The 18391-nt window shown below is 58.8% G+C and carries 17 protein-coding genes; 7 read left to right on the forward strand and 10 right to left on the reverse strand.

Going from position 1 to position 18391, the window contains the following annotated elements; translation table 11 throughout:
• Positions 1-92: 92 nt before the first annotated feature.
• Positions 93-1457 (reverse strand): dGTPase, encoded by a 1365-nt coding sequence (gene dgt / locus ACTG2O_RS21595; protein WP_429187986.1) that lies wholly within the window; start codon positions 1455-1457, stop codon positions 93-95.
• A 51-nt stretch (positions 1458-1508) separates the two neighbouring features.
• Positions 1509-3821 carry an aerobic respiration two-component sensor histidine kinase ArcB gene (arcB, locus tag ACTG2O_RS21600; protein WP_439976623.1) on the reverse strand — a complete coding sequence of 771 codons (2313 nt, stop codon included), beginning with the start codon at positions 3819-3821 and terminating at the stop codon, positions 1509-1511.
• Between the two features lie 206 nt (positions 3822-4027).
• Here arcB and ACTG2O_RS21605 point away from each other — a divergent pair, with 206 nt between their 5' ends.
• Positions 4028-5026 carry a DUF2860 family protein gene (locus tag ACTG2O_RS21605; RefSeq protein WP_439976624.1) on the forward strand — a complete coding sequence of 333 codons (999 nt, stop codon included), beginning with the start codon at positions 4028-4030 and terminating at the stop codon, positions 5024-5026.
• A 67-nt stretch (positions 5027-5093) separates the two neighbouring features.
• Here ACTG2O_RS21605 and ACTG2O_RS21610 read toward each other — a convergent pair whose 3' ends face one another.
• From ACTG2O_RS21610 to ACTG2O_RS21625, 4 genes are all read right to left on the reverse strand, one after another.
• On the reverse strand, positions 5094-5792 hold the full coding sequence (locus tag ACTG2O_RS21610; RefSeq protein ID WP_005339098.1) for a DUF3334 family protein: 699 nt from the start codon (positions 5790-5792) through the stop codon (positions 5094-5096).
• 89 nt (positions 5793-5881) lie between these two features.
• Positions 5882-6328, reverse strand: a complete 447-nt coding sequence (locus tag ACTG2O_RS21615) for an HIT domain-containing protein (RefSeq protein ID WP_439976625.1) — start codon at positions 6326-6328, stop codon at positions 5882-5884.
• Positions 6329-6401: 73 nt separating this feature from the next.
• Positions 6402-7043 carry a DUF2057 domain-containing protein gene (locus ACTG2O_RS21620; RefSeq protein WP_439976626.1) on the reverse strand — a complete coding sequence of 214 codons (642 nt, stop codon included), beginning with the start codon at positions 7041-7043 and terminating at the stop codon, positions 6402-6404.
• A 71-nt stretch (positions 7044-7114) separates the two neighbouring features.
• A complete protein-coding gene (locus ACTG2O_RS21625) occupies positions 7115-8014 on the reverse strand; it encodes a LysR family transcriptional regulator (protein ID WP_439976627.1) in 900 nt (299 codons plus the stop codon).
• A gap of 97 nt (positions 8015-8111) precedes the next feature.
• On the opposite strand from ACTG2O_RS21625, the gene ACTG2O_RS21630 reads away from it, so the two are divergent.
• Positions 8112-8714 carry a short chain dehydrogenase gene (locus ACTG2O_RS21630; protein ID WP_021231956.1) on the forward strand — a complete coding sequence of 201 codons (603 nt, stop codon included), beginning with the start codon at positions 8112-8114 and terminating at the stop codon, positions 8712-8714.
• Positions 8715-8842: 128 nt separating this feature from the next.
• On the opposite strand, the gene ACTG2O_RS21635 is transcribed toward ACTG2O_RS21630, so the two are convergent.
• The 3 genes from ACTG2O_RS21635 to dapA all read right to left on the reverse strand — a co-directional run bounded on the left by ACTG2O_RS21635 (position 8843) and on the right by dapA (position 12121).
• A complete protein-coding gene (locus ACTG2O_RS21635; protein WP_040065098.1) occupies positions 8843-9946 on the reverse strand; it encodes a phosphoribosylaminoimidazolesuccinocarboxamide synthase in 1104 nt (367 codons plus the stop codon).
• Positions 9947-10113: 167 nt separating this feature from the next.
• Positions 10114-11241, reverse strand: coding sequence for an outer membrane protein assembly factor BamC (gene bamC / locus ACTG2O_RS21640; RefSeq protein WP_031227977.1), 1128 nt, complete (start codon positions 11239-11241; stop codon positions 10114-10116).
• The gene (gene dapA / locus ACTG2O_RS21645; RefSeq protein ID WP_113740504.1) at positions 11234-12121 is read right to left on the reverse strand and encodes a 4-hydroxy-tetrahydrodipicolinate synthase; all 888 of its coding nucleotides are present in this window, start codon (positions 12119-12121) and stop codon (positions 11234-11236) included. The genes bamC and dapA overlap by 8 nt, the downstream gene beginning before the upstream one ends.
• A gap of 205 nt (positions 12122-12326) precedes the next feature.
• Between dapA and ACTG2O_RS21650 the strand changes: the two genes are divergently transcribed.
• The 3 genes from ACTG2O_RS21650 (at position 12327) to ACTG2O_RS21660 (ending at position 14013) form a co-directional block, all read left to right on the forward strand.
• Positions 12327-12860 carry a glycine cleavage system protein R gene (locus ACTG2O_RS21650; RefSeq protein WP_005349229.1) on the forward strand — a complete coding sequence of 178 codons (534 nt, stop codon included), beginning with the start codon at positions 12327-12329 and terminating at the stop codon, positions 12858-12860.
• A gap of 24 nt (positions 12861-12884) precedes the next feature.
• A complete protein-coding gene (bcp, locus tag ACTG2O_RS21655; protein WP_005358255.1) occupies positions 12885-13349 on the forward strand; it encodes a thioredoxin-dependent thiol peroxidase in 465 nt (154 codons plus the stop codon).
• Between the two features lie 163 nt (positions 13350-13512).
• A complete protein-coding gene (locus tag ACTG2O_RS21660) occupies positions 13513-14013 on the forward strand; it encodes a YfbU family protein (protein ID WP_019446223.1) in 501 nt (166 codons plus the stop codon).
• 59 nt (positions 14014-14072) lie between these two features.
• Here ACTG2O_RS21660 and yfbV read toward each other — a convergent pair whose 3' ends face one another.
• Positions 14073-14513, reverse strand: coding sequence for a terminus macrodomain insulation protein YfbV (gene yfbV, locus ACTG2O_RS21665; protein WP_005339116.1), 441 nt, complete (start codon positions 14511-14513; stop codon positions 14073-14075).
• A 304-nt stretch (positions 14514-14817) separates the two neighbouring features.
• Between yfbV and ACTG2O_RS21670 the strand changes: the two genes are divergently transcribed.
• A complete protein-coding gene (locus ACTG2O_RS21670; protein WP_005349210.1) occupies positions 14818-16020 on the forward strand; it encodes an acetate kinase in 1203 nt (400 codons plus the stop codon).
• A gap of 54 nt (positions 16021-16074) precedes the next feature.
• A complete protein-coding gene (gene pta / locus ACTG2O_RS21675) occupies positions 16075-18255 on the forward strand; it encodes a phosphate acetyltransferase (RefSeq protein WP_019445027.1) in 2181 nt (726 codons plus the stop codon).
• The last annotated feature ends 136 nt before the right edge of the window (positions 18256-18391 follow it).

Here is an 18391-nt window from a genome sequence, read left to right on the forward strand (position 1 = left end):
TAAAAAATATCCGAATTTAAAACAAGCCTCTTGCGACTCCTTTTTAAACGTTTTTACGGCATTTTATGCTGCCCGACAGGGAGCTTGGGGCATCAGATCCCCGAGAGTAGCCGGTACTCTTCCAGTACATAGGTATCCGTCATGCCGCTGACATAATCGAGCAGCAACCGCACCCGGTAATACCACTCCTGCTCGTTCTGGCAGGCAAAACGCGGATCCGGGGTGGCGATCGCCAATCGATAGGCCTTGAGATGGCGGGCCGAGAGGCGGTGATAGAGGCGGCGCGCAAAGAACAGCGCCTGGCTCCCCTCCCCGGCCAGCAGGCGGGCAAACTGTGGCGCTGGCAGCGACAACAGGCAGGCATAACTGGTCAGCACCCCGCGCAGCGCCGCATACCCTTCCAGTTCGAGAGCCTCGACTTCGGGGCGCATAAAGACCTGCTCGCGGGCCACCCGTTTGAGGATATCGAGCACCCGCGCCGCCGGCGCCTGGCCATGCAACAGCGCTTGCGGATAGGAGCCCTGCAAAATGGCCTGATGTTCGCTGACATAGCTCTGCGCCGCCAACGCCACCAGATCCCGGGTCAACAGCTGGCGAAAATGGGGGAAAAAGCCCCGACCACTGGCAAGCGCCTCATCCAGCAAGGTGCCCATGTAGTCACTCTGGTCAGCAGCTCGCAGTGCCGCCAGCAGTTCACCCTGAGTCAGGATCCTCCGATCTACCGCATCTTCCAGGTCGGCGATGCAGTAGGAGATATCATCGGCCGCCTCCATGATGTAGACCAGCGGATGGCGACAGCCGGGGGCTAATCCCAGACTCTGGCCGAGGGCACTGTAGAGCGGCTGCTCGCTAAAGAAGATGCCTCGTTTGCTGCTCCAGCCATGATGCTGGCCATAGCTCACCCCGGGTTGCGGCTGCTGCGGGTATTTGCAGAGCGCCGCCAGTTGTCCGAGCGTCAGGTTGAGCTCGTGCAGGCTGTGCACCAGCCGCAGACTCTGGGCGTTGCCATCAAACAGTTGCAGATCCTGACGCAATTCAGCCCACTGGGCCGAAGGTGGCTGCGCCAGCGCCTGCTGATAGAGGGGATCGAGCATCTCGCCGAGCCACTGGCTCATCACCTGCTCGCCAAAGTGGCCAAATGGCGGGTTGCCCACGTCATGAAGCAGGCAGGACATCTCCACCAGATTGATAAAAGCCCCTTCGCAGACCATCCCGACTGGCAAGGCGGCCAGAATACGACGGCTGATCTGGCGACCGGTCTCCTGCACCTCCAGCGAGTGGGTGAGGCGACTGCGCACCGAGGCCTTCACATCGAGCGGAAAGACCTGGGTCTTCTGCTGCAACCGGCGCACCGGCGCGGCCTGCACGATACGGGCGCGATCCTGCTCGGTCGCCTCCAGCAGATCCTCGTCCCCCCAGGGGTGGATGCGCGCGGGGGTAATCAAACGGCTATACATCTCGCAGCTCCTTGCCAGCAACTTCCATCAGACTCAAGACAACCTCCAGCATCAAGACAGCAACCAGCGCCGCAGACGGGCGATATCGCCCGGATATTCCCGGCGCAGCGTCTCAATCCAGTCTTCCACGTTTTCCCACCAGGCGGGATGATCCGGGCTCTGGATCAGCTGGGCCGTCTGCTGCAGACGGCGCAGGCCGATGGAGCCTGCCGCCCCTTTTATCTTGTGTGCCTCTTCCACCACCCCAGCTTGATCCTTGGCAATCATGTTGGAGTCGAGCACTGCCATGTAGTCCGGCATCATCTTCTCGAACAGATCGACGCTGGAGAGCAGCACCGGCTTGCCCACGGTATCGGCGTAATCGGTGAGGAAGGGGATATCCAGCAGGACATCCTGATTGCCCGCATCCGCCTGCTCGTCCGCTTCATCCTCGGCCAGATCGGCAAACAGGTGACCAATCACCTCCCGCACCGCTTTGGAGCCAAGCGGCTTGTTGATCACATCCTGCATGCCGTGATCCCGGTAGTACTGGCGATCGCCGGTAGAGTTGGCGGTGAGCGCCACCATGGGTGGCAGGCTGTCGCCATAACGCTCCAGCAGGGTTTTCGCCACATCAAAGCCGGTCATGTCCGGCAGCTGGATATCGAGCAAAATGAGGTCGAAATCATCTGGGTTGGCCATCGCCAACGCATGGGTGCCGTCCCGTGCCACCTGCACCTGATGACCCAGCTTGCCCAGCAGGGCGCAGGCCACCGTCACGTTAAGCTCCACATCCTCCACCAGCAGGATATCGAGGGAGGGCATCTCCTCCTCCTGCTCTGGCAACACTGGCTCGGCGCATGCTACCTCCAGCTCGGCGGTAAAGCAGGAGCCTTCGCCCGGATCGCTGTCCACATAGAGCTGGCCGCCCATCGCCTGCACCAGCTGACGGGAGACCGCCAACCCAATGCCGGTGCCGGTGGCGTGCTTCTTGCCCTGCACCTGATAGTACATGGCGAAGATCTTCTCCTGCTGAGCGCGCGGGATACCGATACCGGTATCCTCCACCTCGAAGTGCAGGGCCAGCTTGCCCGGCTCGTCGGCGGGATGGGATAGGCAACGCACGGTGACGCCCCCCTCATCGGTAAACTTGACCGCGTTGCCCACCAGATTCCACAGCACCTGACGCAGGCGGGTACCGTCAGCCATCACAAATTGCGGCATGTCGCCATCGCGATCGAAATGGAGATAGAGCCCCTTCTGCTCCGCCTGAATGCGCGACAGGGTCTCCAGCTCGTCGAGGAAGGCAGGCAGGTCGATACGGGTTGGCGCAATTTCGAGGCGACGGCGATCCAGTTTGTCCAAGTCGATGATGTCGTTGAAGATATTGCCAAGGGTCACCGCACTCAGGTGAATGGTCTTGAGCTGCTGATGCTGTTTGGGATCGAGGGGGGTATCCATCAGCATCCGGCTTAAGCCCACAATGCCGTTGAGCGGGGTGCGCAACTCGTGGCTGATGGTGGAGATAAAGGTGGTCTTGTCGCGACTCGCCTTCTCCAGCTTGTCCTGATACTGCTTGCGCTCGGTGATGTCGCGGCCAAAACCGAGCAGGCCGAGTCGCTTGCCGAAGCGGTCGAAGAAGGGCACCTTGCGTAGCTCGAAGTAAGCCTTGCGGCCATCGGGATACTCCAGCCACTGCTCGTAGGTGAGCGGCTCGTTGCTGGCAAAGACCTGCTTGTCGGTCTCCACCACCTTGTTGGCGATCTCCTGCTTGTAGACATCGAACGGGGTCAGACCGATCAGCTCGGCCTCCACCTTGCCGGTCAGCTCTTCCATGGCGCGGTTGCAGCCGGAGAACTGCTCATCCTCGTTGCGGTAGTAGACCAGATCCGGGGAGCAGTCGATAAAGGAGCGCAGCAGCGCGGTGCGCTCCCCCAGATGGAGCTGGGCTTTCTCCCGCTGGAACACCTCGTTCTCGAGATCCTCGATGGCCTGCAGACGCAGGCTCTCGGCCCGGTTGGTCTCGGCAATCTGGGCGTTGAGGCGGCTGATGTTCTCCTGCAGCTGGGTATTGAGCTCCAGATCCCGCTCGCGCATATCTTGCAGCTTGCGCACCATCCGGCTCAGTCGCTGACGGGAATCCTCCAGCTGATCCACCACGATGGAGAGAAAATAGACCGCCCAGGGGGTCACCAGCAGGCCAAAAAACACCGAGCGAACGAAGTCGATCACATCGATATTGCCGCGCAGGAACAGGGTCACCCCCATCTGGATGGCGACCGCCAGCACGATAATGCCCGCCGCCAGGAACATACTGAAGCGCACCAGTCCCAGCTTGGTCATCAGATCGACATAATATTGCGCCCAGGATTTAATCTGTTTCATCTTATTGTTTTCCCCCGATATTCGCGGTACAGAATACCAGCACAACCGAGTGAACTCTTCTTAATCTCGCACAATTAATTAACGATTCGCCGAATGAAATGAGTGGGTTAGGATAATTGGCAATATTGAGTCAGTTGCCATTAAGGTTTTTTCTTTATACTCACCGGCCGAAAAAATTCACCACCATTTAATTTAGGAGTTATCCGATGCGCAACACCACCTTGCTGGGCTTGGGCCTGCTGGTCGCAAATAGTGCTTATGCTGATTTGGGTGAAATTCCCAAGGAGTCTGGCTGGTCCGGTTTCCTGCTTGGCGGGGTCAATGTCATCAATTACGAATCGAATTTTTATAGTGGTGATGATGAAAACCGCCGCCTGAGCGGGCTGGGCAGTGCCGAGAGCAGCTCCGCCGTTGCCCCGCTGCTCAACGCCGATATCCGCTACACCTTTGCCGATACCCGCACCCAGGTCTTCCTCGGTAACCTGATCCAGGATGCCATCCGTTTCGACTTCACCCAGCAGCTCGGTATCCGTCAGGAGATGAGCGACAAGGGCATCGTAGCTGGCTCCGTGGTCTTTAATGCCATGCCGACCGAGCAGTGGAGCGATCCCTTCGCCGTAGGCGTTGATCGCCAGTCGACCGATATCAAGTCAAAAGGGGTGCGCTTCGCCTGGGACAGCATCTGGGGAAGCAACTTCAATGGTAGCCTGACCACCCGCAACATCGAGGTGGATGAGGAGCGCAGCGGCCAGCAATACGATAAGGATAACCAGACAAACTATGCAGCCAAGCTGGATCGCAACGGCAAGATCCACGCCCTCGACCTCTCCTACAAATGGCAACTGGCCCCCGGTCAGATGCTGGAGCCAGCCTTTATCTACCGTCAAGCCGATCTGGATGGCAGCGCCCAGAGCTACAAGAGCAACGGCCTCCAGTTGACCTACGGCATGCGCGCTTCCCAGTGGTCTTTCGTCAGCAACGCCTATCTGGGCCAGACCAAATATGATGAGGCCAACCCGATCTTTGGCCAAAACGCCGACTCCGACGAGTTTGCCCTGACCGGCACCTTCTTCTGGCACCGCCTGTTTGGTATCGCGCCGCTCTCGGCAACCTTTACCGCTGGCTATGCCAAGTCCGATTCCGACATCAACTTCTACGATTCTGAATCGGTGATGTTCAACACCGGCCTGCTCTACAACTTCTAACAACGGTTGTGCGCACGTATACAACAAGGCCACCCGAAGGTGGCCTTGTTGCTATCCGGCGTTTGACTTAAATACCCAGGGAGTCGAGCAGATCATCGTGATCGTTGGCAACCGGGGCCGCAGCCTGAGCCGGCTTGGCGGCATCCTGCTTGGCCTGGGCGATCAGCGCATCGGGATCCAGCTCCTCGTGCTCCATCCCCTCATTGTGGATGCGGATGAACTCGGTTTTGTCCATCGCCAGCTCCAGATAGAAGATGTTGTTGCGGGCGGTGAAGAAGGTGACGCGGCGGGATTCCGGGCTGTCGAGATTGGTATCGACACTCAGCATCACCTGCTTGTTGAGGGCCAGCATCTTCGGCTGGTTCTGGGTGATGTGGGTCTGCAGATCCCGGCCCACCTTGACGGTAAAGCTGCCGACGATCTGGTTCATCAGCTCGCCCATCACGTTGCTCACCTCGTCAGAGGTGTGGGAGATGGCGAGATCCTCCTTGGAGAGCCCCATGCTCAGCATGTAGCTCTCATACAGCTCCATGGCGGCGGCGGCGGAGAAGTTGATCACCACCAGACCGGAAAAACCGCCATCGAACAGCACGAAGCAGCCGATATCCGGCTTGAGGCAGGTCTTGCTGATCCGCTGCACCATGCCGGAAAACCGCACCTGACTCATGGTCGCGGCACTCAAAACGTCCGTCACCGAGTTGCACAGGCTGAGCAGCACATCCTCTGTGGTCAATACGGCATCGTCATCGGATCTTGTCACTATCATGGGACCTTCCTGAACATCGAAAATGGGCTTATCTATACCATAACTCTAACAGATGGCGCGGCCCGGAGACTGAAATAGCGACACGCCTCTCAGTTGACTACGTTATCAGCAGCCACTGGGGTGAAACCGCTCAGCTTGGCGAGCCGGGCACGCCATATATCGGCCTGCTGGACCAAAACTGGTGGCTCATAAGGCACGACCGGATGAGCCCCCCAGATGGGGCCTGGCCAGGCGCGATCCGTCGCAAAGCGGGCGACATGGTGAAGGTGGAGTTGCGGCACCAGATTGCCCAGCGCTCCGATGTTGATCTTGTCCGGGCTGAGGGCCTGTTCCATCAGGTTGGCGACAGCGCAGGACTCCTGCATCAGCTGTTGCTGCTGCTCCGGAGCCAGATGGTGAATTTCCCGCAGGTTGGCTACTCGCGGTACCAGGATCAGCCAGGGATACTGGCTGTCTTTGGCCAGCAGGACGCGGCTGAGCGGCAGATCGCCAAGCCAGCAGGTATCGGCCTGCAGGCGGGAATGCAATTCAAACATGAAAACCTCGTTGAGTACGATGAACAGAGCGCCTGAAAAAGGAGTGTCCACGTTACTGCAACGGGCAGAAAACTTAAAGCTGCGGCACGGCCCAACCGATAAAGCGCTTGCGCAGGGCCGGGTCGGCCTGGAGGAACAACTGCTGCAACTGCCCTTCCAGCTCGCTGGCAGCCACAACGGGTTGCGTCCCACCGGAGAGCGTAGCGGTTGGTTGTGTAGTCACAGCGACGGCCGTCAGCGCCGCCTTGCCGCCGCTGCGGTTGTATTCAGCCAGTTTGCCGTTCCAGTCCACCCCAAGCAGCATGCCGCTGGTCACCAGCACATCCTGCTGGATGGCAAGCGCGCGGCCATTCTCCTGCAACGCCACCACCGGATCCTTGGCATAGGCCTGCATCCCCCGCTCGTCTCCCGGTACGCTGGCCGTCAGCTGCAAATGCTGATTGCTGCCCTGATAGCGCACCACCTGTGGCTCGGAGCGTACCTGCCGATCATTCTCGCTGCTGCTGCGACTGGGGATCACCCCCTCGAAGCGCACCAGCAGTTGCTGCTCGCCATCCGCCAGAGTGGCATTCTGGTCATCCTGCAAGGTGCCGTTGCTCACCGCGAGGATGCGGAAATTCTCCGGCACCTTCACGTCCACCATGGCCTGCACACTGCCAGCCCCCAACACTGCACAGAGCAGCACAAATCCGGTCAACCCTCTATTACTCTTCATTCCCGCTGATCTTCCTGATGCCAATGATGGGCGCAGGGTAGCAGCCGAAGATGACAGAAAAATAACGCCGCTCAGAGCAGGTAGTGGGGTCGCTCGGCAAACCACTGGGCCAGCACCTGCTTGAACAGCCGGATCTTGCGTGGCACCCGCCGCTGCTGGGCATGCAGCACATGAAGCTGATGCAGGCCGCTCTGCCACTCATCGAGCACGGTCACCAGCTCTCCTGCCATCAGCTGCGCCTCCACCAGCATCAGCGGACACTTGGCATAGCCCATACCGGCACGCGCCAGTTGCAACACGGTACTGTAATGGTTGGCCCGCACCTTGCCCTGCACCAGAATGTGGGCCTCCTCCCCCTCACGGATAAAGTGCCACTGCTCCCAGGCCGGATTGTGCCCCTGCAACAGGCAGCTGCGCCCGCTCAGCTCATAGGGGGTGGCAGGACGCCCCTCCCGCGCCACCAGTCCGGGGCTCGCCACCACCACATCCTTGAGCCGCCCCAGCGGCAGGGCCACCAGATTGTCCGGCACTTCGCTCATGGCGCGCAGGGCGATGTCGTTCTCTCCCTGGCTCATGTCGACCATCTGGTTGGTGAAGTTGAGCTCCACCTCCACTCCCGGGCAGAGCGCGGCAAAGCTGGTCAGCAGCTCGCTCACCATCCGATCGCCGGTGCTGACCGGGCAGGTAAAACGCAGGCGGCCACAATCCTCTTCGGTCAGCGCCTGAATATCTTGCTCCGCTTGCCGCGCCAGCGCGAAGATCTCCCCCGCCTGCTGATAGAGGGTCTTGCCCGCCTCGGTCAGACTGAGGCGGCGGGTGGTGCGCTGCAACAGTTGTGCATTGAGGGAGGTCTCCAGCGCGCTGACATGGCGGCTCAGCATCCCCTTGCTGACCCCCAGCGTATCGGCAGCAGCCGAGAAACTGCCGCGCAGCACCACTTCGTAAAAGCTGGCCAGATGGGCGATATCCATCATTAGCTCCAATATGGAAACAATGGGTTTATTTTACGCGCTTTTTCGCATTTTCTGTTGCGCTAGAATCAACACATCCCAACCAGGAGTGATGCAGATGAAAATTGTGATTGTGGGTGCCTCCGGCACCGTCGGCTCCGCGGTCAGTGAACTGCTTGCCAAAGATCATCAGGTGATCCGGGTCGGCCACAGCCGTGGCGATGCCACAGTCGACATGCGCGACCCCGCCTCCATCAAGGCGCTGTTTGCCCAGGTAGGCCAGTTTGATGCACTGGTTGTCGCCAGCGGCAGTGTGGCCTTCAACGGCCTGACCGAGATGACCGACGAACAGTGGCAGGTGGGACTGGAGAGCAAGCTGATGGGCCAGATCAACCTGACCCGAGCCGCCATTCCCTATCTGACTGACAAGGGTTCCATCACTTTGATCAGCGGTATTCTGAGCGAGGAGCCGATCAACTGGGGCGTGAGCGCCAGCACAGTCAACGGCGCCATCGATCACTTTGTGAAAGCGGCCGCCTGCGAGCTGCCAAGGGGCCTTCGCATCAACGTGGTGAGCCCCACCGTGCTGGCGGAGTCGATGGACAAATACGCCGACTTCTTCCCGGGGTTCGTGCCGGTGCCAGCCGCCAAGGTGGCGCAGGCTTACAAGAAGTCGGTGTTGGGCATTCAGACAGGTCAGGTGTTCAGGGTCAACGGCTGATCGCCGCTCGCTTGCCGCCAGACCAGCAATAAAAACGGGCCCCGTAGCGGGGCCCGTCTGTTTCTCTGCCTATCTCCTTCGCTATCAGCAAACGTTTGTTTGTTGACGACAAAAAAAGAGCGCAACCCTTAGTCGATCAGACCGTACTGATCGCGCAGCACCTCGATGATCTCCTGCTTGGGATTGGCAGAACGCGCCAGCTTGTGGCCGATGATCTTCTCGGCGATCCCGACATAGGTGTTGGAGATATCCATCATCACTTCGGTAGGCAGCTTGTTGTCGCGGGCCAGGGCAAAACGTTCCGGCATACGGTTCTTGTTGAGCAGGATGTCCGGATCCGGGAAGTGGTTGAGCAGCCACTGACGGAAACCCTCTTTCGACTTCTCGACAATCTGACCGTCGCGCAGGGCCGCGCCATCCCAGATACGGGAGCTGTCGGGGGTGCCCACTTCATCCATGTAGATCAGCTTTTCATTGCCCGCCGCATCGTGGACGTAACCAAACTCGAACTTGGTATCAACGAAGATCTGATCCAGCCCGGCCAGCGCGTCGCTGATAACGTTGAAGCCCTCTTTGAGCAGCACTTCGTAGCGGTCGATGTCGGCCGGTTTGCTGAAGTTGAAGCCCTTGTAGTGGCGCTCGATATCGGCACGGGAGACGTTGACGTCATCGGCTTCCGGCACGCCATCCAGCCCTTTCAGCACGCCCTTGGTGGAGGGAGTGATGAGGATCTCCGGCAGTTTCTGATCCTTTTTCAGCCCTTCCGGCAGGGTGATGCCGCAGAACTCGCGCTCGCCATCCTTGTAGGCACGCCACATGGAGCCGGTGATGTACTGGCGGGCAATCGCCTCGATCATCACCGGACGGGCTTTTTGCACGATCCAGACGAAGGGGTGCGGAATATCCAGAATGTGGCTGTCAGCCAGTCCCTTCTCCTTGAACAGCTTGAACCAGTGGCTGGAGATGGCGTTGAGCGCCGCCCCTTTGCCCGGTACGCCGTTCAGGCCATCCACACCTTGCCAGATGCAATCGAAAGCCGAGATGCGATCGCTGATCACCATGAGGGCGAGGGGCGCATCGGCCGGCACATCATAGCCTTTCTCTTTTATGAGCCGGGCACTGTCTTCGGGGGTCAACCAGTAGACGCTGCGCACTTTGCCGGAATGGACAGGTTTATCGGTACGGATCGGCAAATCGTCATTCACCGCCAATACTTGATCTGCAAGACTCATGGCTAATAACACTTCCTGTTTGTGGGGGGTAAACATCGCGAGTTCCTCACCTGCGCGCTCTGTTTGCAACGGGCTGGCAAGGGGGCTCGCATCATCGAAAACCACTCTGAATCCCCGCGTTTTCAGGGGGATTCTGATAACAAAACAGGGGCACAAGGCCCCTGTATTTATTCTGCTTTTGCTGCTGCCTGATCGGCCAGCCCCTTGGCGAACGCCTCGGACAGGCTGATATACATCTGGGAGATAACCCCGGACGATACCGGCTTCTTGTCCTTGTCAAACAGGGTGATGGAGGTCTTGCCTCCCGCCATTTCGCCAAGCTGGAAGCGGTATTTCTCCTCCTCCAGTTTGAACGGCTCGCTCCCTTTCGCCTTCCAGAACTCGGCACTCGGCTCTTCGTACTCGACGTCGATCCAGCCCAGAGACTGCTGGGTATCCTTGATGGTGAAACCGTAAGCGGGCAGTACCTGGTTGAGGCGACGCCACACCTGATCAAAGGAGCCTTCGGCAATCCAGGCGCTCAGTTCGTTGTTGTCCAGACCCAGTTGCAGACCCATGCCATCGTTGGACTTGTGCTGCTCGCGGGCTTTCAGCTGGCTGTCGTAATAGAGCGAGAACTGGTTCAGCACTCGCGCGGCATAGCGCTGGGCATCGGCAGGGGTCAGCTTGTTGCTGGTCTCGCCGTCGATGGTCTCTTCGTGATCCAGCACCCGGACCGACATGTTGACGGCGTGGCGCTGGGCGTCGTTGCGTACGGTGAACTGGTAACGCTGACGGATTTTGAAGTCTTCGTCATCTTCACCCCAGCCATCGAGGGCGACTGTGTTGTCAAACCAGCCGGTCTGCAATACGCCATCCTGCTGATCCAGCTTCTCGGTGGTGACCTTGTATTTGGCCAGGAAGTTCATCAGGAACGACCAGGTATCGCGCTCCACGCTCTGGCTGGTGCTCAGGGCATAGAAGGCAACGGTCGGTTCGGTTGCACTCTGCACGACCTGACTGCCCGGTACCACGGTCAGCAGCTGGGCGGGTGGACGCACATCGACCTGGGCGCCGAGGGCACCTTCACGGCTGCTCTCGGGAAGCGGCGGGATGTCGTACTGGCTGTTGAAGGTGGGGGCACTCAATCCTGCGGGGATCAAGAACGCGCGGCCCTCGAGGCGGGCATCTTCATAACCGAAGTCGCGGTTGGCCATTTTGCGATCCTGGGGGGTGCTGCAACCGGCCAAGACGGCCACAGTCGCAACGCTCAGCACCAGACGGGCTCTATTTCCCTTTCCATTAGATTTAAACACTCGCCATCAACTCCGCTGTGGTCAGTGCTCGCGCCATCAGCTGCTCGCCCTCGGGGGTGAGGTCAACCAGCGGCAGGCGCAAGGTGGCTGTTGCAATCAACCCCAGTTGGGCACAGGCCCATTTCACCGGGGTGGGGCTCGGTTCGCAGAACAGAGTCTTGTGCAACGGCATCAAGAGATTGTTGATGTCATGCGCCTGCCCGGCATCACCGGCCAGCGCAGCACGACACATGTCGGCCATCTGGGCCGCTGCAATATTGGTGGTGACCGAAATCACGCCATCGCCACCTTGCAGCATAAAATCACAACCAGTGGCATCGTCGCCACTGTAGAGAGCAAACTCCGGCCCGCACAGCTCGCGCAGCAGCGGGGTGCGGCTCAAATCGCCAGTTGCCTCTTTCAAACCGATAATGCCGGGAACCTTGGCCAGACGGGCCACGGTCTCCGGTTTGAGATCGCAACAGGTGCGACCGGGCACATTATAAAGAATTTGGGGCAGACCACTAGCCTCGGCGATCGCACAATAGTGGCGATAGAGACCTTCCTGAGTGGGCTTGTTGTAGTAAGGAGTCACCGAAAGACCCGCCACCACGCCGGTTTTGGCCAGTCGCTTGGTCAATTCAATGGCATGGGCGGTATTGTTGGAGCCGCAACCGGCGATGACGGGAATGCGTCCGGCGGCATACTCAACGGTCTTTTCAACGACGGCGATATGCTCCTGCTCGCTCAGGGTCACCGATTCCCCTGTGGTCCCCACCGCAACAATGGCGCTGGTCCCGGCGCTGACATGATAGTCGACCAGTTTGGCCAGACTGGCCCAATCGACTTCACCTGAAGCCAGCATGGGGGTAACGAGCGCAACAATACTACCGCGTAACATGGACTTTTCTCCCGATTTTCAGGGGCGTAATGGTAAAGCTGGCCCCTTTGAAAAACAAGGGAGAGAGGGGGCAAGCCGTGATACCATCCGGAACAAAAAGCAATGGACGAAAGTCGGCAACGTCCCTCAGGGAGTGGTCATCAGGGCCGGAGGGTTGACTTGCCAGCGCGGCTTTCGCAACGAAATAACGGACGAGAGAAGATTTATGACTCACTACCTGGTCGTAACGGCCATCGGCACGGACAGGCCTGGCATCGTCAATGAAGTCACCCGCCACGTCAGTGGCTGTGGTTGCAACATTGTGGACAGCCGCCTTGGCATCTTCGGCAATGAATTTACCTTTATCATGCTGCTCTCGGGCGACTGGAACAGCATGATGCAACTCGAAATCAGCCTGCCCCTGCGTAGCCAGGAGTGGGATCTCATCACCATGATGAAACGCACCGAACGCCACCAGTCCCTGCAGTATGACGTCCGCGCCAGTGCCGACCTGTTGATCCGCGACGAGCCCGGCATCGTAAGCCAGTGCACCCAGTTCTTCAGCGAACATGGCTGGAACATTCAGGCAATGCAATCCATGACCCTGGAGCAGCAGCCGTTCAACCTGCTGAAGATCAGTTTTCAGCTCAATCTGGCCAGAGAAGGTGAAGTGGAAGGTTCGCAAACCGCCTTCGCCGAATTCTGTCGTCAACTGGGTGCCGAATCGTTCGAGTTTATCGTCAATCGCAAACACGCCTGAGGGCGTTTTACCCGAGGAGACCTCATGCAACCACTACAAGCTGGCAGCCCTGCCCCCGATTTCTCCCTGCCCGATCAGAATGGCAATCAGGTCAGCCTCGCTGGCCTGCGCGGCAAGAAGGTGCTGGTCTATTTCTACCCCAAGGCGATGACCCCCGGCTGCACCACCCAGGCCTGCAGCCTGCGCGATGTGAACGCCGAGCTGGCCGCCCTCAATGTGGTGGTACTTGGCATCAGCCCGGATCCGGCCAAACGGCTGAAAAAGTTTGAAGAGAGGGACCAGCTCAACTTCACCCTGCTGGCTGATGAAGACCACGCCGTCGCGGATGCCTTTGGCGTCTGGGGCCCGAAGAAGTTCATGGGCAAAGAGTATGACGGCATTCACCGTCAGAGCTTCCTGATCGACGAAGAGGGCAAGATTGCCCACCACTTCGACAAGTTCAAAACCAGCGATCACCATCAGGTGGTACTGGATTTCCTCAAGGGGTAACCCTCCCCTGCGTCATTGAAAGGCCTGCCATGCAGGCCTTTTTTGTCTGGTCAGCCGCCCCTTGCCAACGGATTTTTCTCACCAACTCCCCCGCCCAGATCAAAAAATTCATTTTATATATGGGTTAACGTGACCCCAGAATCATCTTCCAGCGAGATATCCCATGAACATGAGCAACACTGAACGTTTGATCCTGAGCAACCAGTACGAAATTCTGGCGAAACTCAATCCGGAGAAAGCGGACGTCTACCAGCGCGCCAGTACCATCATCGAACGCGGCTACTGCCTGCAGATCCTCGAGTTGGAGAAGAGCTTCGGCCATCTGGATCTGGCGACCTGCCAGGAGGTAATCGACACACTGGAGCTGCACCACGCACTGGCCATCTCATGGGGTAATCTGGATGCCGCCGATCAGGGCGAGATCAATGCCAGTCGGCTGGAGTTCAATGGCTACAGCCGCAGCCAGGAGCGTGAACTGGCCGACTATGTCTGCTTCCTGCTGGAGGTGGACAAGCGCTTCCCCGAGCTCAAATGCCCGTGCGACGAGCTCTCCAGCGACATCGCCATGCGCGACAAGTACCAGCGGATGCTGACTGTATGGCGTCAGTGCCCTCGTCAGTACAAGCTCTCCATCCAGGAGATCCGCAAGGTACTGGCAGCGTGATCCGCACACCGACCGCCACAAAAAAGGCGCCACTGGCGCCTTTTTGCATCTGAAACGGGTTATTCGTAGAGAAAGGATTTATCGAGCTGCTGGAAGGCCGCCTTGAGGGTATCAGCCAGCTCTTCATAGCGGGGCTGGGAGACCAGCTGACGGCGGCCGCCCTGCTCGTTCATCTTGCCGTTGATCTCCCGATACCAGCTCGCCAGCGACGGGGGCAACCGGGTGTCGGCCCGCTGACCGAGCCAGTAGTAACCCTGCAGCGGCAAACTGAGCAGAAACAGCACGGAAGTGATGACGGAGGGCCAGTAGTGCAGCTCCCCAAACTGGAACTGCAGCATCACGCTCAGCACTGCCAACGCGGGGATCACCTTGAGGGCGAACTCGGTCGCCTTGATCACCCGATTTTCAGGAAACATCGAATTGAGCTCGGGACGGCGCGGCCAAAGCGTCATATAATGGCGCCCTTGCTGTAACTTAGTTCCAAAAATGTTCATGCTCATACTACCTCCGAGCGCTTTTTGAACGTACTAACGGCAAAACCTCGACAAAATTTGATGCAAAGTAACAAAGGTTGAGGATGACTTTGTTATTTTTCAACAATCGGGTTATCCTTTGTACGCCCATTTTTGCGTCAAAAGCTTCTTGCTATTGACCTGTCAGGGACGTCTGGATTTCGGGTCTTGTATCACTATACAAGGGGCAAGCAACAGATTGCCAACCCTCATAAGGATAAGTTGAAAGTTTTTGGCCGCACCGCGTCCAACGCATCCGCCTACACAACCCAATCTGCGATAGGATTTATTCATGAGTAAGCTGGTTCTTGTTCTTAACTGTGGCAGCTCTTCCCTGAAGTTTGCCGTCATTGACGCAACCACCGGTGATGACCTGCTGTCCGGCCTGGCCGAGTGCTTCAACCTCGACGACGCCCGCATCAAGTGGAAACTGAATGGCGAGAAAGGCAGTGCCGATCTGGGCGCGGGTGCCGCTCACCAGGAAGCGCTGGACTTCATCGTCAACAAGATCCTGCCGCTCAATCCGGAACTGTCCAAGAACCTGATCGCCATCGGTCACCGTGTTGTTCACGGTGGCGAGCGCTTCACCTCTTCCGTTGTCATCTGCGAAGACGTGATCGCCGGCATCGAAGCTGCTGTTCCGTACGCTCCGCTGCACAACCCGGCTCACCTGATCGGTATCCGTGAAGCTCGCCGCGTATTCCCGGCACTGGCTGACAAGAACGTGGCCGTATTCGATACCGCGTTCCACCAGACCATGCCGGAAGAAGCCTTCCTGTACGCCCTGCCGTACAAGCTCTACAAAGAGAACGGCATCCGTCGCTATGGCGCTCACGGCACCAGCCACTACTACATCAGCCTGGAAGCTGCCAAGCAGCTGAACAAGCCGGTTGAAGAGCTGAACATCATCAACTGCCACTTGGGCAACGGCGGTTCCGTCTGCGCCATCAAGAACGGCAAATCTGTTGATACCTCCATGGGTCTGACCCCGCTGGAAGGTCTGGTGATGGGTACCCGCTCCGGCGATCTGGACCCGGCCATCATCTTCTTCCTGCACGACAAGCTGGGCATGAGCGTGGCCGATATCAACACCATGCTGACCAAAGAGTCCGGCCTGCAGGGTCTGACTGAAGTGACCTCCGACTGCCGTTTCGTTGAAGACAACTACGACAGCAAAGAAGAAGCCAAGCGTGCTATGGACGTTTACTGCTATCGCCTGGCCAAGTACATCGGCGCCTACGCTGCCGCCATGGACGGTCGTCTGGACGCCGTTGTTTTCACCGGTGGTATCGGTGAAAACTCCGCCCCGATCCGTGAAATCACCCTGAACAAGCTGGGCCTGCTGGGCTTTGACGTTGATCACGACGCCAACCTGAAGGCTCGTTTCGGCAAGGGTGGCGAGATCACCAAGGCTGGCTCTACCAAGGCCCTGGTTATCCCGACCAACGAAGAGTGGGTTATCGCCCACGACGCGCTGGAACTGGTCGGCGCTTAATTGACGCAGTAACTCGAGGCCGCCCACAGGGCGGCCTTTTCCTGATCCCAAAAAATGAACAAGGGGTATAAAGTGGCACGCACTATTATGCTTATCCCGGTCGGCACTGGTGTCGGCGTAACTTCCGTGAGTCTGGGCGTTGTTCGCGCCATGGAACGCCACGGTGTCAATGTCAGCTTCTTCAAACCGGTTGCCCAGCCGCGTCCGGGTGAAACCGGTGCCGAGCGCTCAACCGCCGTTATCCGCGCAGCTGCCAACATCAACCCGCCCGAGCCCTTCACCCTCTCCTACGCCGAGAACATGATCAGCTCCAGCAACACCGATATCCTGCTAGAAGAGATCGTTGCCCGCTTCGAAGAGCACGTGAAATCCAGTGGTGCCGAAGTGCTGGTTGTCGAAGGTATGGTGCCGACCGACAAGCAGCCCTTTGCCAACAAGCTGAACTACGACGTGGCCAAGGCGCTGGACGCTGACATGGTATTCGTGACCCATCCGGGCCATGACTCCAGCCAGAAACTGAAAGAGCGCATCGAGCTGGCCTGCTCCAACTTCGGTGGTGTCAACAACCCCCGCATCGTTGGCTGCGTGATCAACAAGGTGGGCGCGCCGGTTGACGAGCATGGCGTAACCCGCCCTGACCTGACCGAGATGTTCGAAGCCCATCACCACGCTTCTGACGCGGCCCACAACCTGGAAGTGCTGCAAGTGTTCGGCAAGAGCCCGCTGCGCATTCTGGGTTGCATCCCCTGGAACACCCAGCTGATCGCCCCGCGCGCCAAGGATCTTGCCAAGCATCTGGCCGCCAAGATCCTGCACAAGGGTGAGCTGGACAGCCGCCGCCTGCAGACCGTGACCTTCTGCGCCCGCTCCATCCATAACATGGTTGAGCACTTCCGTCCGGGCAGCCTGCTGGTCACCTCCGGCGACCGCTCTGACGTCATCGTCTCCGCTTGCCTCTCCGCCATGAACGGCGTCAAGCTAGGCGCCCTGCTGCTGACCGGTAACTATCATCCGGAGCCGCAGGTCATGGCGCTGTGCCAACAGGCCATGGCCACCGGCCTGCCGATCATGATGACCGGTACCAACACCTGGCAGACCGCCGTCAGCCTGCAGAACTTCAACGTCGATATTCCGGAAGATGACCGCGAGCGTATCGAGCTGGTACAGGACTACGTCGCTGGCCACATCGACAAGCACTGGATCGAGTCGCTGACCGTCAGCTCTTCCCGTTCCCGTCGTCTGAGCCCGCCGGCATTCCGTTATCAGCTGACCGAGCTGGCCCGTCAGGCCAACAAGCGTGTCGTGCTGCCGGAAGGCGACGAGCCGCGCACCATCAAGGCAGCCGCCATCTGTGCCGAGCGTGGCATTGCCCGTCCGGTGCTGCTGGGTAATCCGGAAGAGATCCGTCGCGTTGCCGAGCAGCAGGGTGTTGTTCTGACCGATCGCGTCGAAATCATCGATCCAGCCGTTGTGCGCGAGCGCTATGTGCCGCGTCTGGTCGAGCTGCGCAAGAACAAGGGCATGACCGAAGTGGTTGCCCGCGAACAGCTGGAAGACAACGTGGTACTGGGTACCATGATGCTGGAGCGCAATGAAGTTGACGGTCTGGTATCCGGCGCGGTGCACACCACTGCCAACACCATCCGTCCGCCGATGCAGATCATCAAGACCGCTCCGGGCTCTTCCCTGATCTCCTCCATCTTCTTCATGCTGCTGCCTGATCAGGTGCTGGTCTACGGTGACTGCGCGATCAACCCGGATCCCACTGCCGAGCAGCTGGCCGAGATCGCCATCCAGTCCGCCGACTCTGCTGCCGCGTTCGGCATCGAGCCGCGCGTCGCCATGATCTCCTACTCCACCGGTACCTCTGGCGCCGGTGCCGATGTAGAGAAAGTGCGTGAAGCGACCGAGCTGGCCAAGGCCAAGCGCCCCGACCTCATCATCGACGGCCCGCTGCAGTACGATGCGGCCATCATGGAGAACGTGGCCAAGTCCAAGGCACCGAACTCACCGGTTGCAGGTAAAGCCACCGTGTTCGTCTTCCCGGACCTGAACACAGGTAACACTACTTACAAAGCGGTGCAGCGTTCCGCTGACCTGGTCTCCATCGGCCCGATGCTGCAAGGCATGCGCAAGCCGGTCAACGACCTCTCCCGTGGCGCCCTGGTTGATGACATCGTCTACACCATCGCCCTGACCGGTATCCAGGCTGCCCAGGCTGACGAACAAGCCTAATCAGTGCCTGTCTGAAAAAACCGATCAAAGGCTGCTCACCCCAGGTGAGCAGCCTTTTTTATTGGTTCTCTTTTGAAGACCAGTGAAACATGCCATCAGTGCAGTGTTATGCAGAATAATGCCATGTGATGTGCCA

This window comes from Aeromonas sp. 61P, assembly GCF_051919545.1.
In the GTDB taxonomy this organism is placed as follows: domain Bacteria; phylum Pseudomonadota; class Gammaproteobacteria; order Enterobacterales; family Aeromonadaceae; genus Aeromonas; species Aeromonas veronii.

What these genes read in the sequence shown, in the direction of transcription:
- dgt (WP_429187986.1), bottom strand. Translation starts at nt 1,457, where the DNA reads ATGTATAGCCGTTTGATTACCCCCGCGCGCATCCACCCCTGGGGGGAC.
- arcB (WP_439976623.1), bottom strand. Translation starts at nt 3,821, where the DNA reads ATGAAACAGATTAAATCCTGGGCGCAATATTATGTCGATCTGATGACC.
- ACTG2O_RS21605 (WP_439976624.1), top strand. Translation starts at nt 4,028, where the DNA reads ATGCGCAACACCACCTTGCTGGGCTTGGGCCTGCTGGTCGCAAATAGT.
- ACTG2O_RS21610 (WP_005339098.1), bottom strand. Translation starts at nt 5,792, where the DNA reads ATGATAGTGACAAGATCCGATGACGATGCCGTATTGACCACAGAGGAT.
- ACTG2O_RS21615 (WP_439976625.1), bottom strand. Translation starts at nt 6,328, where the DNA reads ATGTTTGAATTGCATTCCCGCCTGCAGGCCGATACCTGCTGGCTTGGC.
- ACTG2O_RS21620 (WP_439976626.1), bottom strand. Translation starts at nt 7,043, where the DNA reads ATGAAGAGTAATAGAGGGTTGACCGGATTTGTGCTGCTCTGTGCAGTG.
- ACTG2O_RS21625 (WP_439976627.1), bottom strand. Translation starts at nt 8,014, where the DNA reads ATGGATATCGCCCATCTGGCCAGCTTTTACGAAGTGGTGCTGCGCGGC.
- ACTG2O_RS21630 (WP_021231956.1), top strand. Translation starts at nt 8,112, where the DNA reads ATGAAAATTGTGATTGTGGGTGCCTCCGGCACCGTCGGCTCCGCGGTC.
- ACTG2O_RS21635 (WP_040065098.1), bottom strand. Translation starts at nt 9,946, where the DNA reads ATGAGTCTTGCAGATCAAGTATTGGCGGTGAATGACGATTTGCCGATC.
- dapA (WP_113740504.1), bottom strand. Translation starts at nt 12,121, where the DNA reads ATGTTACGCGGTAGTATTGTTGCGCTCGTTACCCCCATGCTGGCTTCA.
- ACTG2O_RS21650 (WP_005349229.1), top strand. Translation starts at nt 12,327, where the DNA reads ATGACTCACTACCTGGTCGTAACGGCCATCGGCACGGACAGGCCTGGC.
- bcp (WP_005358255.1), top strand. Translation starts at nt 12,885, where the DNA reads ATGCAACCACTACAAGCTGGCAGCCCTGCCCCCGATTTCTCCCTGCCC.
- ACTG2O_RS21660 (WP_019446223.1), top strand. Translation starts at nt 13,513, where the DNA reads ATGAACATGAGCAACACTGAACGTTTGATCCTGAGCAACCAGTACGAA.
- yfbV (WP_005339116.1), bottom strand. Translation starts at nt 14,513, where the DNA reads ATGAGCATGAACATTTTTGGAACTAAGTTACAGCAAGGGCGCCATTAT.
- ACTG2O_RS21670 (WP_005349210.1), top strand. Translation starts at nt 14,818, where the DNA reads ATGAGTAAGCTGGTTCTTGTTCTTAACTGTGGCAGCTCTTCCCTGAAG.
- pta (WP_019445027.1), top strand. Translation starts at nt 16,075, where the DNA reads ATGAACAAGGGGTATAAAGTGGCACGCACTATTATGCTTATCCCGGTC.